Source organism: Pseudoxanthomonas sacheonensis (assembly GCF_010093305.1).
Taxonomy (GTDB): domain Bacteria; phylum Pseudomonadota; class Gammaproteobacteria; order Xanthomonadales; family Xanthomonadaceae; genus Pseudoxanthomonas_A; species Pseudoxanthomonas_A sacheonensis.
In genome coordinates this window covers 82,120-96,574 of sequence record NZ_PDWS01000018.1, presented here as the reverse complement: position 1 = coordinate 96,574, position 14,455 = coordinate 82,120, and the positions used below count along the sequence as shown (strand labels likewise).

Sequence of the window (14,455 nt, the reverse complement as noted above, 5' to 3'; positions counted from 1 at the left end):
GCTGCGCAGCAAGCACCCTTGGGGTGTGAGGGTAGGGCGAAGTGAGAGTGGTGAAGAACTATTCTAGTTCCGCGTTCGGTTGCAGCAATTCCACTCCGCCGTAACCTCACCCCAACCCCTCTCCCGATGGGAGAGGGGCTTTTATGGTTTCAAGGTCAAGGTGTATTCGGTCTTCCCCGGCAAAAACGGCGTCGGCCGTCCGTGCACCCAGTCTTCATGACCCGCTCCCCAGAACGGCGACAACGGGTTGCCGCTCTGACCGCCGGGCATGTGGATGATGCCGTCGGCTTCGTGGCCGGGCGAGACCACCATGCGTTCGCTGGCGCCGAACGAGGGGCCTTGCACGCGCGGCATGGCGCCGTCGCCGTGCAGTCGATCGGCGGGCATGCACAGCGCGGGCTTGAGCGGCGTGGGCAGGGCATTGGCCAGCGGGTGGCAGATCTTCGCCGTGTTGCGCTCGCCCCAGGTGCGTTGTTCCAGCGGGCCTTGTGCGGACAGGTCGTCGCGGACCTGGCGCGCGGCGTCTTCCAGTAATGCTTCCCAGCTGGCGAAGCGGCGCGACAGCAGGTTGGCGGGGCGTTCGGTGAGCAATGGCCAGACCACGCCTTCCAGCTGCGGCAGATCGGGCATGATGAAATCTTCGCCGAGCGCAACCTGTGCAGGCGCGGTCAGGCCATCGGCGATGCGGGCATGCACGGCCAGCCGCCAGGCGCGGACGATGCGGTAGCTGACCGAATCGGCGCTGGCGCGTCCTTCCCAGTGGCCCGCAGCCTTGGCCAGTGCGCTCAGCGCCGGCGTTTTATCGTGCGCGCCTTCCTTCTGCAGCAAAGCCCACCAGCGCTGCAGGAATACGGCGCGGTCGTCCAGCTGGATGGCCAGCAGGCCTTTTTCGTCGAAGCGGTCGCGGGAGAAAAGGTCGTCGCGGATCTGTCTGGCGCGCGCGCCCAGCGCATAACCGCCGTCGCCGGCGAGCTTCAGGCCTGCGTCGTCCATGGTGCGGTTGTTGGCGGTCCACAAGCGGTTGGAAGGCGGGTCGAGCAGGCGCGGAGACGCGGCGGCGTCCGTCGTCCATGGCGAGCACGCAAGCGTTGCTTCGGTAGCGCCGGCATCGGCTTGCGTAGCGTCAGTGGCAACGGCCATGCCCGGAAGCGCGACGTGCTGTTCCGGCGCTGTGGCCAGACAGCCGGGATCGCGTTTGGGAAATCCGCCGATCACGCGCCAGCCGATCTTGCCGCTGGAATCGGCCACGGTGAAATTCTGCGCGGGTATGCCGGAAGCATCCGCGACCGAAAACGCGCCGGCGACATCGCGGGCGACCGCGAGGTCCGCGAACGAAACCCGCAGCGATCCCGGCAATTGCGGCGTCCAGCGCAGCGCCAGGGAGGTGCCGTTCTTGGACTCGTGCAGGATCGGGCCCCATGCCGTTTCGCGGACCAGGAAGTCGACGGGCGCCGCGCCGGCGACCTTGATGCTTTCGTGGAAGACCGTGCGCTTCGCGCAACCTTGCGCGCCGTCCGGGCATGCCGGCAGTTCGGCCCAGTCGGCCCAGTCGCCGTAGCTGTTGGTGAAACCCCAGGCGACATGGCCGTTGCTGCCGACCACGACCGCCGGAAAACCCGGCAGCGTGAACCCGGAAATATCCACCCTACCGCCGGGCGCACGGCTATCGGGATATCGCAGCCGCGCGCGGAACCAGATATTGGGCGCGCGCAGGCCAAGGTGCATGTCGTCGGCGACGATGGCGCGGCCATCGGCGGTCAGCGCGCCGGCTACCGCCCAGTTGTTGCTGCCCGGCGTGCCTTTTTCGGCCAACGGGGCCAGGTCCTTGGTCGCCGGCACGGGCAGTTTGGCCAGATCGACCGCATCGGCGCCGGGCAGCGCGGCATCGCCGCGCGCCGCGCCGAACAGCGGCGCATCCCATTCGGTGCCGTCATGGGTCAGCAGCGCGTACAGCGCGGGCGGAACCGCGGACTTTATTCTCCAAAGCGCCAGTTCCCGCGTGTTCTCCGAATCCTGCAGGTCGAAGTACATCGCATAGCCGGTCAAGGCCGAATCGGCCAGTTCCCAGCGCCGTGGCTGCTGGCGCAGCAGCAGGTACGGCCATGGCCTGGTCCTCAAACCGTCCAGACCGGCATTGACGCCTTCGGTATAAGCCTGCAACTGCGCGCGTTTGCCACCGGCGAAATCGTCCAGGTCGGCCATCACCCGCGCGCGCATGCGATGCACGCGGCGTTTCTTGTCCAGATCCAGCGCGATGGGTCCGAACAGTTCCGACAGCTCGCCCGCGGAAGTGCGGCGCATCAGGTCCATCTCGAAATAGCGTTCCTGCGCGTGCACGTAACCGAGCGCGCGCGCCATGTCGGCTTCGTTGGCGGCGTCGATGGTGACCACGCCCAAGGCATCGCGGCTCACCGTGACCGGTGCGGACAGGCCGGGCAGGGCCAGCTCGCCGTCCAGTCTGGGCAGGCTGCCGAGCAGCAGCCACCACCCCGTTCCGACACCTGCGACCACCAGCAACAACGACAGCAGCGCCAGGCGCCTGATCCACTTGAGCATGGTGGGGTTCCAGTAAGGGGCGACGGAGATTTCCGGGCGATTATTCCATGCCGGGGGCGACTGCGGATGCGACTGATTCCGATTGAGCCATCGCTTTTCCGGTTGCGGCAAAATCCGCACCGTCCCCAACCGGAGCGCGCCCGTGAAAGGCCATCCCGAAGTCGTCGAATACCTGAAGCAACTGTTGCGCGGCGAACTCTCCGCCCGCGACCAGTACTTCATCCACTCGCGCCGCTATGAAGACCAGGGCCTGCACGTGCTCTACGAGCGCATCCACCACGAGATGCAGGAAGAGACCGACCACGCCGACGCGCTGCTGCGCCGCATCCTGTTCCTGGAAGGCGATCCGGACATGTCCCCGACGCCGTTCGTGCCCGGCGCGACCGTCGAGGAGATGCTGCGCAAGGACCTGGACCTGGAATATGAAGTGCGCGCCCGACTGGCCAAGGGCATCGCCCTGTGCGAAACCCACGGCGATTACGTCAGCCGCGCGGTGCTGCTGACGCAGCTGAAAGACACCGAGGAAGACCACGCGCACTGGCTGGAGCAGCAGTTGGGCCTGATCAAGCGTTTGGGCATCGAAAACTATCTGCTGACCAAACTCGGCGACGCCAAGCCTGAAGGTTGACCCTACGCCGGCCTATGCGGACTTCTGCAGACGGTAGACGGCGGTCGTCAGTGCGCTGACGCCTTCGGCGCGGAACCGCTCTTCCTGTTCCAGGATGTCTCGCCGCTCCAGCGAGTCCACGCGCCAAAGCGGAGTGAACAACTGCGCGACTTCATCGGCGTCCACCGAGAAGGGAGGCCCCGCTTTTTCCGGCTGGGGATATTCCAGTGTGATCAGCAGGCCCTTGCAGGTCCCCGGCAGCGCGCCGTAGACGGCATTCACGTAGCGGAGCCGCAAATCGAGCGGAAGCGCAATGAGCGCGGCACGGTCGTAAACGCCGGCGATATCCGCAAACAGGTCCGCGTCTGCAGCGAAGGCGTCTCCCACGATGATTTCGATCGAACCACCTGCGAAATGCTCTCCGTAACGACTGCGGGACCGGCGCGGCCGTACACCGGCTTCGTCGAAGAATTGCTGCACGGCCAGCGGTGAGAGCTCGATTCCCAGAACGCGGTGCCCTTGGGCCGCCAGCCAGTGCATGTCCAGGCTTTTCCCGGCCAGCGGCACCAACACTCGGCTATCGGGCGCAAGGCCCAGCCCGGACCAGTGGGATTGCAGCAGTGGCATCACCTCGCGACGATGGAAGCCGATCTGGCCTTCTTCCCATCGTTGCAGCCAGAAGTCGGCCTCCATTATTCCACCGCCAATCCGTCTACCTTTTGCCAGCCGCGTGGCAACAGGCCGCCACGGGACGCGCGCGTACCCAGATATTCGTCCAGGTCCTTGAACGACAGGCTCATGGTGCGCTGTCCGCTCTTCACCAGCAGCGTGCTGCCCGGCGATACCGCCGCAACCGCCACCACGCGTTCGGTGCCCAACTTGGCTTTGGGTATCTCGATGATCTTGTTGCCCTTGCCTTTGTCCAGCTCCGGCAGGTCGGCCAGCGCGAAGGCGAGCATGTGCCCGGCGCTGGTGACGGCGACGATGCGGTCGGTCTTCGGGTCGGCCGTGTGCGCCGGCTGCAGCACTTTGGCGCCGCTGGACAGATTCAACATCACCTTGCCGGCCTTCTGGCGGCCGGTGAGATTCTCGAAGCGGGTGACGAAGCCGTACCCATGCGAGGAAGCCAGTACGAAGCGCGCATCGTTGTCGCCGGTGGCCAAGGCCACGAAAGACGCGCCGGAGGCGGGCGAGAAGCGGCCGGTCAGCGGCTCGCCGTTGCCGCGCGCCGAAGGCAGCGTATGGGTGGCGGTGGAATAGCTGCGGCCTTCCGAATCCAGGAACGCGACCTGCTGCGTGCTGCGCCCGCGCACCGCCGCCAGCAGGTTGTCGCCCTCGCGGTAGGACATGCCGGCGGCGTCCACATCATGGCCCTTCGCCGCGCGGATCCAGCCTTTCTCCGACAGCACCACGGTCATCGGTTCGCTGGCGACCAGTTCGGTTTCGTCCAGCGCCTGGGCCGCTTCGCGTGCGACCAGCGGGGAGCGGCGCGCGTCGCCGAACTTTTTCGCATCGGCCAGCAGTTCGTCCTTGATCAGTTTCTTCAGTTTGGCTTTGGAAGCGAGCGTGGAGATCAGGCGGTCGCGTTCGGCGTCCAGTTCGTCCTGCTCGCCGCGGATCTTCATCTCCTCCAGCCGCGCCAACTGCTTCAGGCGCGTGTCGAGGATGTAGTCGGCCTGTTCCTCGCTCAACTTGAAGCGTGCGATCAGCGCGTCGCGGGGTTCGTCCTCGGTGCGGATGATGCGGATCACTTCATCCAGGTTGAGGAAGGCGACCAGCAAGCCTTCCAACAGGTGCAGGCGGCGCTCGACTTTTTCCAGGCGGTGGTTGAGGCGGCGAGTCACCGTGCTGGTGCGGAACTCCAGCCATTCGCCCAGCAGCGTGCGCAGGTTTTTGACCTGCGGACGGCCGTCCAGGCCGATGATGTTGAGGTTGACCCGGTAGCTCTTTTCGAGGTCGGTAGTAGCGAACAGGTGCCCCATCAGCTGTTCGGCATCGACCCGGTTGGAACGGGTGATCAGGACCACGCGGACCGGGTTGAGATGGTCCGATTCGTCGCGGATGTCTTCCAGCCACGGCAGTTTCTTGGCGCGCATCTGCGCGGCGATCTGCTCGATCACCTTGGACGGCGAGACCTGGTAGGGCAGCGCGTTGATGACGATGTTCTGCCCGCCTTCCTTCTGGAAGGTGGCGCGGGCGCGCACGCTGCCGTTGCCGGTTTCGTAGATCGCGCGCAGGTCGGCGACCGGGGTGATGACCTCGGCGCTGGTCGGATAGTCGGGGCCGCGCACGTGTTCGCACAGGTCGGCGACCGTGGCTTGCGGATCGTCCAGCAGACGGATGCAGGCGCTGACGATCTCGTTGAGGTTGTGCGGCGGCACGTCGGTGGCCATGCCGACCGCGATGCCGGTGGTGCCGTTCAACAGCAGATGCGGCAGGCGCGCCGGCATCCAGGTCGGTTCCTGCAGGGTGCCGTCGAAGTTGGGCGTCCAGTCCACCGTGCCCTGGCCCAGCTCGCCCAGCAGCACTTCGGCGATGGGCGTCAGCTTGGATTCGGTATAGCGCATGGCCGCGAACGACTTGGGATCGTCCGGCGAGCCGAAGTTGCCCTGGCCTTCGATCAGCGGGTAGCGGTAGGAGAACGGCTGCGCCATCAGCACCAGCGCTTCGTAGCAGGCGCTGTCGCCATGGGGGTGGAACTTGCCGATCACATCGCCCACGGTGCGCGCCGATTTCTTGGGCTTGGCGGTGGCGTTGAGGCCCAGCTCGCTCATCGCGTAGATGATGCGGCGCTGCACCGGCTTCAGGCCGTCGCCGATGAAGGGCAGGGCGCGGTCCAGGACCACGTACATCGAATAGTCCAGGTAGGCGCGTTCGGCGTATTCGCGCAGCGGGATCTGTTCGAAGCCGTGGAAGGTGGGGCGGATGGTTTCGGTCATTACTCGGGTCGGTCTGCTATCGATGTCCGATTTTAACCGGCCATCGCCGGCAGCAGGGGGCCGCCGAGCCACATCCAGCGCGCAATCCAGGCGGTGACGATGGCGATCAGGGCGGTCAGCGGAGCGCCGACGCGCAGGAAATCGCCGAAGGTGTACTGGCCGGGGTTGAGGATCAGCAGGTTGCCATGGTGGCCGATGGGGGTGAGGAACGACGCCACCGCGCCCATCGCCGTGCACACCACGAACGGCACCGGAGGCAATCCCAGCCCGTCGGCCAGGGCCAGCGCGATAGGGCACAGCAGCACGGTGGTCGCGGCGTCGGAGAGTATCTGGGTCAGCATTGCGGCCGCGCCGAACATCACCAGCAGCAGGGTCAGCGGCGACCAGTGCGAGGCGTGCCTGAGCAGGAAGTCCGCGAACATGGCCGCGGTTCCGGTGCGTTCCATGGCGATGCCCAACGGAATCACTCCGGCGATCATCACGAAGATGCGCACATCGATCTCGCGATAAGCCTGTTCCACGCCCACGCAGCGGGTCAGCACCATGGCTATGGCCCCGGTCAGGAACGCGATCTGCGGCGACAGCAGTTCGGTAGCGGCGGCGGCGATCGCGCCGGCCATGATCAGCAGGGCCAGCGGCGCGCGGCTGCGGGTCTTCTTCCTGGCGCCGAACGGCATCAGCATGAGGAAACCATGATGCTCGGCGAGCTGTTCGAAATTGTACTGGCGGCCCCAAAGCACCAGCAGATCGCCTTCCTGCAAAGGCATTTCGGAAAGCTCGCCGTGCAGCCAGCCTTCCTTGCGCCACAGTCCCACCACCACCACGCCCAGGTTGCGCAGGAAATCGATACTGGCCACGCTGCGGCCGGCGAATTCCGAGTGCGGCGCGACCACCGCCTGGACCAGTTGCTCTTCGCCCAGCAGCTCCGGCTGATGGCCGTCGGCGGGGTTTTCGCCGTACTTGGCCACGGCATGCAGCGCCAGGCCAGGCTCGTCCTTGATCGAGGCGATTTCGTCGGGCGATGCACGGACCAGCAGCACATCGCCGGCGACGAACTGACTGTCGTCGTACTGGTGGCGGCGGCGCGTGCCATGGCGCAGCCAGTCCACCACCTGCAGGCGTTCGCCGAAGGTGTCGTCGAAGGCCTGGCGGGTCTTGCCGATCCACGGCGAATCGGCTTCCACCACCAGTTCGGTGTAGTAGCGCTCCAGGCGCAGGTAGTCCGGCTGCGGGGATTCGCCGCTGCGTTTGGGCACCAGCCAGCGCCCCAGCAACATGTACACCGTGCCCAGCAGCACCAGCGCCACGCCGATCGGGGTGATGGCGAAGATGTCCAGCGACGGCTGTCCGTCGCGCTTGAGCAGGTCGTTGGCCAGCAGGAACGCCGGTGCGCTGACCAAGGTGAGGGTCGTGCCCAGCGAGGCCGCCAGCGACATCGGCATCAGCAGGCGCGAGGTGGCCAGCTTCTGTTCGCGCGCCAGGCGCATCAGGATGGGCAGCATCATCGCCGTGACCATCAGGTGGTGCGAGAAAGCGGCCAATGCGGCGGTCGCGGGCATCACCACCGCGATCGTGCGCCACTCGCTGCCCCCGGCCGCGCGCGCGATGCCGGCGCCGATGCGGTCGGTGATGCCGGTGGCCGACAATCCCGACGACAGCACGAACACGGCCGCCACGATGATCGCCGGCTCGCTCGAAAATCCGGACAGCGCGTCCCTGGGGCCCAGGATCCCGGTAAGGGTAAGGGCCAGCAGCGCCAGCATGGCCACCACGTCCACGCGCAGCTTCTCGCTGATGAACAAGGCCAGGGTGGCGGTCAGGATGGTCAGGAAGAGAATTTGTTGCGGTTCCATCGCCTAAGTCCGTGGGCATGGCAAAAAACAGGGCGGGCACAGCCAAGTTAACGCAGGAATGTTGTCCGGGCGCGAAAGCTCAAGGCCCGGAAAAGCAAAAACCCCCGCTTGCGCGAGGGTTTTGCTTTTACCTTGGTGCCCAGAAGAGGACTCGAACCTCCACGAAGTTGCCCCCGCTAGCACCTGAAGCTAGTGCGTCTACCAATTCCGCCACCTGGGCAGGTGCAGGGCGCGCATTCTCCGGATTGCGCGGCGGTATGTCAACGGATGGCTGCGCGGTCACGGCCGGTATTCAGTCGGGGTGTAACATGAGGGCATGACGAAGAAGCCAACGAAAGGCGGGTCCAGGCCCGCGGCGGGCAAGTCCGGCAAGCAGGCCGGAAGAGCGAAAAAAGCGGGCGCGGCCCCCAAGTCCAAGTTGCCGCCATGGATGCCCGATCTGCCAGCGGGCAAGCCTGCGCCGGCCAGGAAAGGCCCGGCCACCGGATCCAGGCAGCCGCGTCCTCCGCAACGCGTGGATTTCCGCGACCCGCACGCCGCGCGCGAAGCCGAGCGCTATGCCGACCCCATCGCCAGCCGCGAGGCCATTCTTGCCGAACTGGCCGCCGCCGAAGGCCCGCAGACCGCCGAAGACCTGGCTGCCAGCCTGGGGCTGACCGCACCGGAGCGTTTCGATGCGCTGGGCAAGCGCTTGGGCGCCATGGTCCGCGACGGCCAGCTGCTGCAGAACCGTCGCGGCGGCTTCGCTCCGGCCAAGCAGATGGACCTGATTCCGGGCGTGGTGATCGCCAATCCCAATGGCTTCGGCTTCCTCAGGCCGGATGAAGGCACCGGCGACGACCTGTTCCTGCCGCCCAACGAGATGCGCAAGGTCATGCACGGCGACCGGGCCATGGCCTGCGTCACCGGCATCGACCGCAGCGGCCGCCGCGAAGGCAGCATCGTGGAAGTGCTGGAACGGCGCCTGTCGCGCCTGATCGGCCGTTTCACTTTGGAAGCGGGTATGAGTTACCTGGTTCCCGACGATAAGCGCGTGCAGCGCAATGTGCTGATTCCGCCGGACCAGCGCGGCGACGCGGTGGACGGCCAGTTGGTCGTCGCCGAACTGACTCAGACGCCGGATGCGCGACGTCCGCCGATGGGCCGCATCATCGCGGTGCTGGGCGACAAACTGACGCCTTCGCTGGTGGTGGAAGCGGCGATCCATGGGCACGAGATCCCGCATGAGTTTCCGCAGGAAGCGTTGGACGAAGCCGCCGCAGTGCCGCTGACGGTCGACGATTCGATGATCGCCGGGCGAGTGGACCTGCGCGACATGCCGCTGGTCACCATCGACGGCGAAGACGCCAAGGATTTCGACGACGCCGTCTATTGCGAAACCAACCGTCAGGGTTTCCGCCTGGTGGTGGCCATCGCCGATGTGTCCAACTACGTGCGTCCCGGTACGCCGCTGGACGACGAAGCGCAGAAGCGCGCGACTTCGGTGTACTTCCCCGGTTTCGTCGTACCGATGTTGCCGGAGACGCTGTCCAACGGCATCTGTTCGCTCAATCCCAAGGTCGACCGCATGTGTTTCGTCTGCGACATGCAGGTGGACCGCAACGGCGAAGTGACCTCGTCCAGGTTCTACGAAGCGGTGATGAACTCGCACGCGCGCCTGACCTACACCCAGGTCTGGAACGCGGTCGGCGAGAACGACGAGGACGCGCGCCAGGCCATCGGCGCGCAACTGCCGCAGGTCGAGCGTCTGTACCAGCTGTTCCACGTGCTGGCCAAGGCGCGCGAGAAGCGCGGGGCGATCGAATTCGAAACCTCCGAAGTGCGTTTCGTGCTGGACAACCGCGGCGAAGTCACCCAGGCCGGCATGCTGCAGCGTAACGACGCGCACAAGCTGATCGAGGAATGCATGATCGCAGCGAATGTGGAAGCGGCCAAATATCTGCTGGGCGCGCACATTGCCGCGCCGTACCGCGTGCACGACCGGCCGCCGGAATCCAAGTACGCCGATCTGCTGGAGTTCCTGAAGGAGTTCAAGCTGAGCCTGCCGCCGTGGGCGAAGGTGCAGCCGCGCGATTTCACCCAGTTGCTGAAGAAGATCCGCGAGCGTCCGGACGTGGCGCTGCTGGAATCTGTGGTGCTGCGCAGCCAGAGCCTGGCGGTATACACGCCCGACAACGCGGGCCACTTCGGCCTGGCGCTGGCGGCGTACGCCCACTTCACCTCGCCGATCCGCCGCTATCCCGACCTGCTGGTGCATCGTGCGATCAAGTACGCGCTGAGCGGCGGAAAGCCGGAGAAATTCCTGTATTCCCAGCACCAGATGGCGGCGCTGTCGCTGCAATGCTCCGAACGCGCGCGCCGCGCCGACGAGGCCGAACGCGAGGTGGACGAACGCTACCGCGCCGCGTGGATGGAGCAGCACGTGGGCGGGCAGTTCGATGGCGTGATCAGCGGGGTGACCAGTTTCGGCCTGTTCGTGGAGCTCAACGATTCCAAGGTCAACGGTCTGGTCCACGTGACCCAGCTGCCGCACGACTACTACCACTTCGATCCGATCCGCAAGACGCTCAGCGGCGAGCGCCGCGGCATGGTCTTCCGCCTGGGCGACCAGGTCCGCATCGTGGTGATGAAGGCCAGCCTGGAAGAGCGCAAGATCGACTTCAAGCTGGCCGAAGAGAAGCAGGTACAGGGACTGCCGCCGCGCGGGCAGCCGGCCAAGCAGAAGAAGCAGAAGTACTGACGTTGCTTCCTTCTCCCATCGGGAGAAGGTGGCGCGTAGCGCCGGATGAGGGAATGGGAATGACTTGCTAGTGGAAGTTCGCTTTCGCTGATAATCCACTCCCTCATCCGCCCTTCGGGCACCTTCTCCCAGAGGGAGAAGGGAATCTAATGACAAGAGCATCATGAGCAAACAGAACCAATGGATCGCCGGCATCAACGCGGTGGCTTCTGCCATCGAGAACGATGCCGACAACGTGCGGGAAATATTGCTGGAAGCCGGCAGCAAGAACCCGCGCATCACCGAGATAGAAGAGAACGCGCGCCGCAAGGGCATCGAAGTGCGCCGCGTCACCCAGCAGGCGCTGGACGGCGTGGGCGGCTCGGTGCGCCATCAGGGTGCGGTCGCGCGCTATGCAGCCGCCAGGACCTGGGACGAGGGCGAACTGGCCGGGTTGATCGAGGCTGCGGAAGGCAAGGCGCTGGTGCTGGTGCTGGACGGCGTGCAGGATCCGCACAACCTGGGCGCCTGCCTGCGCAGCGCGGCTGCTGCCGGCGCTACCGCAGTGGTTATCCCCAAAGACAAATCGGCGCCGGTGAATGCGACGGTGCGCAAGACATCGGCCGGCGCGGCGGACCGGCTTCCCGTTTTTCCGGTGACCAATCTGGCGCGCTGCCTGCGCGATCTGCAGAAGTCGGGCGTGTGGATCTACGGATTGGCCGGCGAAGCCGAAGCCTCGCTTTACGACACCGATCTGCGCGGCAACGTGGCGCTGGTGCTGGGCGGCGAAGGCGACGGCATGCGCAGGCTCACGCGCGAGCATTGCGACGGACTGGTGAAGATCCCGATGCCGGGCGATATCGAAAGCCTCAATGTCTCGGTTGCCACCGGAATCACACTGTTCGAAGCGGTGCGCCAGCGACGCTGACCGGTCGCTGGCCGAATCCTTCAGAACCACTTCGCGGAGATCGCATGCACAATCCGGCATTGGCCCTGTTCCGTTGCATCGCGGCGGGTTTGCTGTTGGCCGCGTCGACCGCGCCACTGGCGGCGCAGGAGCGCGTGCGGGCGCGCGATCTCGGCGTGGCGCCGGGAATATTCGCCCCGGGCGCCAACAACGCCATTACCGACGTGGCCGGCGTGCGGGTGGGCCAGGTCACCCTGATCGAAGGCGAGCGCGTGCGTACCGGCGTCACCGCGATCCTGCCGCACGAAGGCAACGCCTATCGTTCGCGCGTGCCGGCCGCACTGCATGTCGGCAATGGCTTCGGCAAGTTCGCCGGCAGCACGCAGATCAACGAACTGGGCGAACTGGAAACGCCGATCCTGCTCACCTGCACCCTGTGCGTGTGGAAAGCCGCCGATGCGATGGCCGCGTGGTTGCTGCAGCAACCGGACATGCAGCAGGTGCGTTCGATCAATCCGGTGGTCGGCGAGACCAACGACGGCGATCTCAACGACATCCGTGCACGTCCGGTCACCGCCGAAGCAGTGCGGCGCGCATTGGAAAGCGCCAGGTCGGGACCGGTGCAGGAGGGCAGCGTCGGCGCGGGCACCGGCACCATCGCCTTCGGCTGGAAAGGCGGCATCGGCACGTCTTCACGCGTGCTTCCGGAAAGTCTTGGCGGTTGGAGGGTGGGCGTGCTGGTGCAGAGCAATTTCGGCGGCGTGCTGCAGGTATCCGGTGCGCCGGTAGGCCGCGAGTTGGGGCGCTACGCGTTCCAGAACGCGGTCGCTGCGCGGTCGTCCGATGTCGAAATTGGTCCGGCCGACGACCGCGGCGACGGCTCGGTGATCATCGTCATCGCCACCGACGCGCCGCTGAGCGACCGCAACCTGCGGCGCCTCGCCTCGCGGGCGATGATGGGGCTGGGACGCACGGGCAGCTCGGCGTCCAACGGCAGCGGCGACTATGCGCTGGCGTTCTCGACTGCGCCGTCGGTGCGCCGCGCCTTCGATGCGCCGCGCCACACCACCACCGAACTTGCGAACGAACAGATGAGCGGCGTGTTCCAGGCCAGCGTCGATGCGGTGGAAGAAGCGGTCTACAACTCGCTGTTCATGGCCACCACGGTCAGCGGCAACGGCCATACCGCCGAAGCGATTCCGCTGGATCGTGTGCGCAGGATCCTGGACGAACACGGCGTGCGCGCACCTTGAACGATTGCCGCAACTGAACTCCGAGCTACTGCGATCCCACATCAGGCAAGTCGATGACCACCTCCCGCCCCACCGCATCGGTGCTGATGCCCGTACTGCTTCTGCTGGTTGCGATGTTCTCCATCCAACTTGGCGCCAGTCTGGCCAAGAGCCTGTTCCCGGTCGTGGGCGCCCTGGGCGCGACTTCGCTGCGCCTGGCTTTCGGAACATTGATGTTGTGGCTGGTGCTGCGTCCCTGGCGCATGACCTGGCGCACGCTGCCGTGGCGAATGCTGCTGGGCTACGGCGTCTCGCTGGGCGTGATGAACACGCTGTTCTACCTTTCGCTGCAGACGATACCGCTGGGCGTCGCCATCGCGCTGGAATTCACCGGTCCGCTAGGGCTGGCGCTGTTGGGTTCGCGACGCCTGCGCGACGTGGGCTGGGTGGCGCTGGCGGTGGGTGGCCTGTTGTTGCTGGTGCCCTGGTCGGAGCAGCATGCGGCGCTGGACCCGCTGGGCGTCGCCTATGCGTTGGGTGCGGGTCTGTGCTGGGCGCTCCACATCGTGTTCGGACAAAAAGCGGGTGCGGACCATGGCGCGCAGACTGTCGCGCTTGGCGCGGCGATCGCTGCGGTGGTCGCAGTGCCATGGGGCGTGATGGAGTCGGGCATGGCGTTGCTGGCGCCGGCCTTGCTGCCGGCGGGGATAGGCGTGGCCGCGTTGTCGATGGCCTTGCCCTATAGTCTGGAGATGATGGCCCTGACCCGTTTGCCGGTGCGCACCTTCGGCATGCTGATGAGCCTGGAGCCGGCCATCGGCGCGCTGTGCGGATTCGCGTTCCTACACGAACAACTCGGTCTGCTGCAATGGCTGGCGATCATCGCGGTAGTAGTCGCCTCGGCGGGCGCCACGCTGGGCGCACGCGCGCCGACGGTGGCGCCGGTGCCCGACTGACGTCTCAGGCGGGCTTCGGCCACGCGTTGGCGATCTTGCAGAACAAACGCGCTGTCTGTTCGGTATCGTAGACGGCCGAATGGGCGTCGTCGGCGTTCCATTCCATGCCCGCGGCCTGCACCGCGCGCGCCAGCACGGTCTGACCGTAGGCCAGGCCGGCCATGGTCACCGTGTCGAAAACGCTGAAAGGGTGGAACGGATTGCGCTTGTGCCCCGAGCGGGCGACGGCGGCGTTGAGGAAATTGAGGTCGAAGTGCGCGTTGTGTCCGACCAGGATCGCGCGCTGGCAAGCGTGTTTTTTCATCGCCGCGCGTACCGGCGCGAACACATGCTCCAGCGCTTCCTTCTCGGGTTTGGCCAGGCGGAAAGGGTGGTCCAGCACGATGCCGGTGATCTCCAGCGATTTCGGATCGATGTCGGTGCCGGGCGCGGGAATCAGGTGCGCGCTGGCGGTTTCGCCCATGACGAACGCGCCGCTTTCGTCCAGGTCGATGGGCACCACTGCGATTTCCAGCAGCGCATGGCGATTCCAGTCGAAACCGCCGGTTTCCACGTCCACGACCACGGGCAGGAAGCCGCGGAAACGGCGGGACATCGGGGTGATCGGCAATGGTTCGTCTGGGCTGGTCATCGCAACAAGCGTAACAGAGCCCGCAAGCCACCCCTGTAGGAGCGGGCCCTGCCCG

10 protein-coding genes and 1 tRNA gene are annotated in these 14,455 nt (G+C 66.0%); 5 read left to right on the top strand and 6 right to left on the bottom strand.

Annotated elements, in window-relative coordinates; all coding sequences use genetic code 11:
• Nucleotides 1-141 precede the first annotated feature (141 nt).
• The gene (locus CSC73_RS14770) at nucleotides 142-2,556 is read right to left on the bottom strand and encodes a penicillin acylase family protein (RefSeq protein ID WP_163841683.1); all 2,415 of its coding nucleotides are present in this window, start codon (nucleotides 2,554-2,556) and stop codon (nucleotides 142-144) included.
• Nucleotides 2,557-2,698: 142 nt separating this feature from the next.
• Here CSC73_RS14770 and bfr point away from each other — a divergent pair, with 142 nt between their 5' ends.
• On the top strand, nucleotides 2,699-3,184 hold the full coding sequence (bfr, locus tag CSC73_RS14765) for a bacterioferritin (RefSeq protein ID WP_163841680.1): 486 nt from the start codon (nucleotides 2,699-2,701) through the stop codon (nucleotides 3,182-3,184).
• A gap of 12 nt (nucleotides 3,185-3,196) precedes the next feature.
• Here the strand turns inward: bfr and CSC73_RS14760 are convergent, their stop codons facing one another.
• The 4 genes from CSC73_RS14760 to CSC73_RS14745 form a co-directional block, all read right to left on the bottom strand.
• The gene (locus tag CSC73_RS14760; RefSeq protein ID WP_163841678.1) at nucleotides 3,197-3,856 is read right to left on the bottom strand and encodes a thiopurine S-methyltransferase; all 660 of its coding nucleotides are present in this window, start codon (nucleotides 3,854-3,856) and stop codon (nucleotides 3,197-3,199) included.
• Nucleotides 3,856-6,102 carry a DNA topoisomerase IV subunit A gene (gene parC / locus CSC73_RS14755; RefSeq protein ID WP_163841675.1) on the bottom strand — a complete coding sequence of 749 codons (2,247 nt, stop codon included), beginning with the start codon at nucleotides 6,100-6,102 and terminating at the stop codon, nucleotides 3,856-3,858. The genes CSC73_RS14760 and parC overlap by 1 nt, the downstream gene beginning before the upstream one ends.
• 32 nt (nucleotides 6,103-6,134) lie before the next feature.
• The gene (locus tag CSC73_RS14750; RefSeq protein WP_163841673.1) at nucleotides 6,135-7,955 is read right to left on the bottom strand and encodes an SLC13 family permease; all 1,821 of its coding nucleotides are present in this window, start codon (nucleotides 7,953-7,955) and stop codon (nucleotides 6,135-6,137) included.
• A gap of 133 nt (nucleotides 7,956-8,088) precedes the next feature.
• A tRNA-Leu gene (locus tag CSC73_RS14745) sits at nucleotides 8,089-8,175 on the bottom strand.
• Between the two features lie 96 nt (nucleotides 8,176-8,271).
• Here CSC73_RS14745 and rnr point away from each other — a divergent pair.
• The 4 genes from rnr (at nucleotide 8,272) to rhtA (ending at nucleotide 13,769) form a co-directional block, all read left to right on the top strand.
• Nucleotides 8,272-10,695: a ribonuclease R gene (gene rnr / locus CSC73_RS14740; protein WP_163841670.1), complete on the top strand. Its 2,424-nt coding sequence runs from the start codon at nucleotides 8,272-8,274 to the stop codon at nucleotides 10,693-10,695.
• A 163-nt stretch (nucleotides 10,696-10,858) separates the two neighbouring features.
• Entirely contained in the window at nucleotides 10,859-11,602 is a 744-nt protein-coding gene (gene rlmB, locus CSC73_RS14735; RefSeq protein ID WP_163841667.1) for a 23S rRNA (guanosine(2251)-2'-O)-methyltransferase RlmB, read from the top strand.
• Nucleotides 11,603-11,646: 44 nt separating this feature from the next.
• Nucleotides 11,647-12,834, top strand: a complete 1,188-nt coding sequence (locus CSC73_RS14730) for a DmpA family aminopeptidase (RefSeq protein ID WP_163841664.1) — start codon at nucleotides 11,647-11,649, stop codon at nucleotides 12,832-12,834.
• A gap of 53 nt (nucleotides 12,835-12,887) precedes the next feature.
• Nucleotides 12,888-13,769, top strand: coding sequence for a threonine/homoserine exporter RhtA (gene rhtA / locus CSC73_RS14725; RefSeq protein ID WP_163841661.1), 882 nt, complete (start codon nucleotides 12,888-12,890; stop codon nucleotides 13,767-13,769).
• 4 nt (nucleotides 13,770-13,773) lie between these two features.
• Here rhtA and rnt read toward each other — a convergent pair whose 3' ends face one another.
• A complete protein-coding gene (rnt, locus tag CSC73_RS14720; protein ID WP_163841658.1) occupies nucleotides 13,774-14,400 on the bottom strand; it encodes a ribonuclease T in 627 nt (208 codons plus the stop codon).
• Nucleotides 14,401-14,455 lie beyond the last annotated feature (55 nt).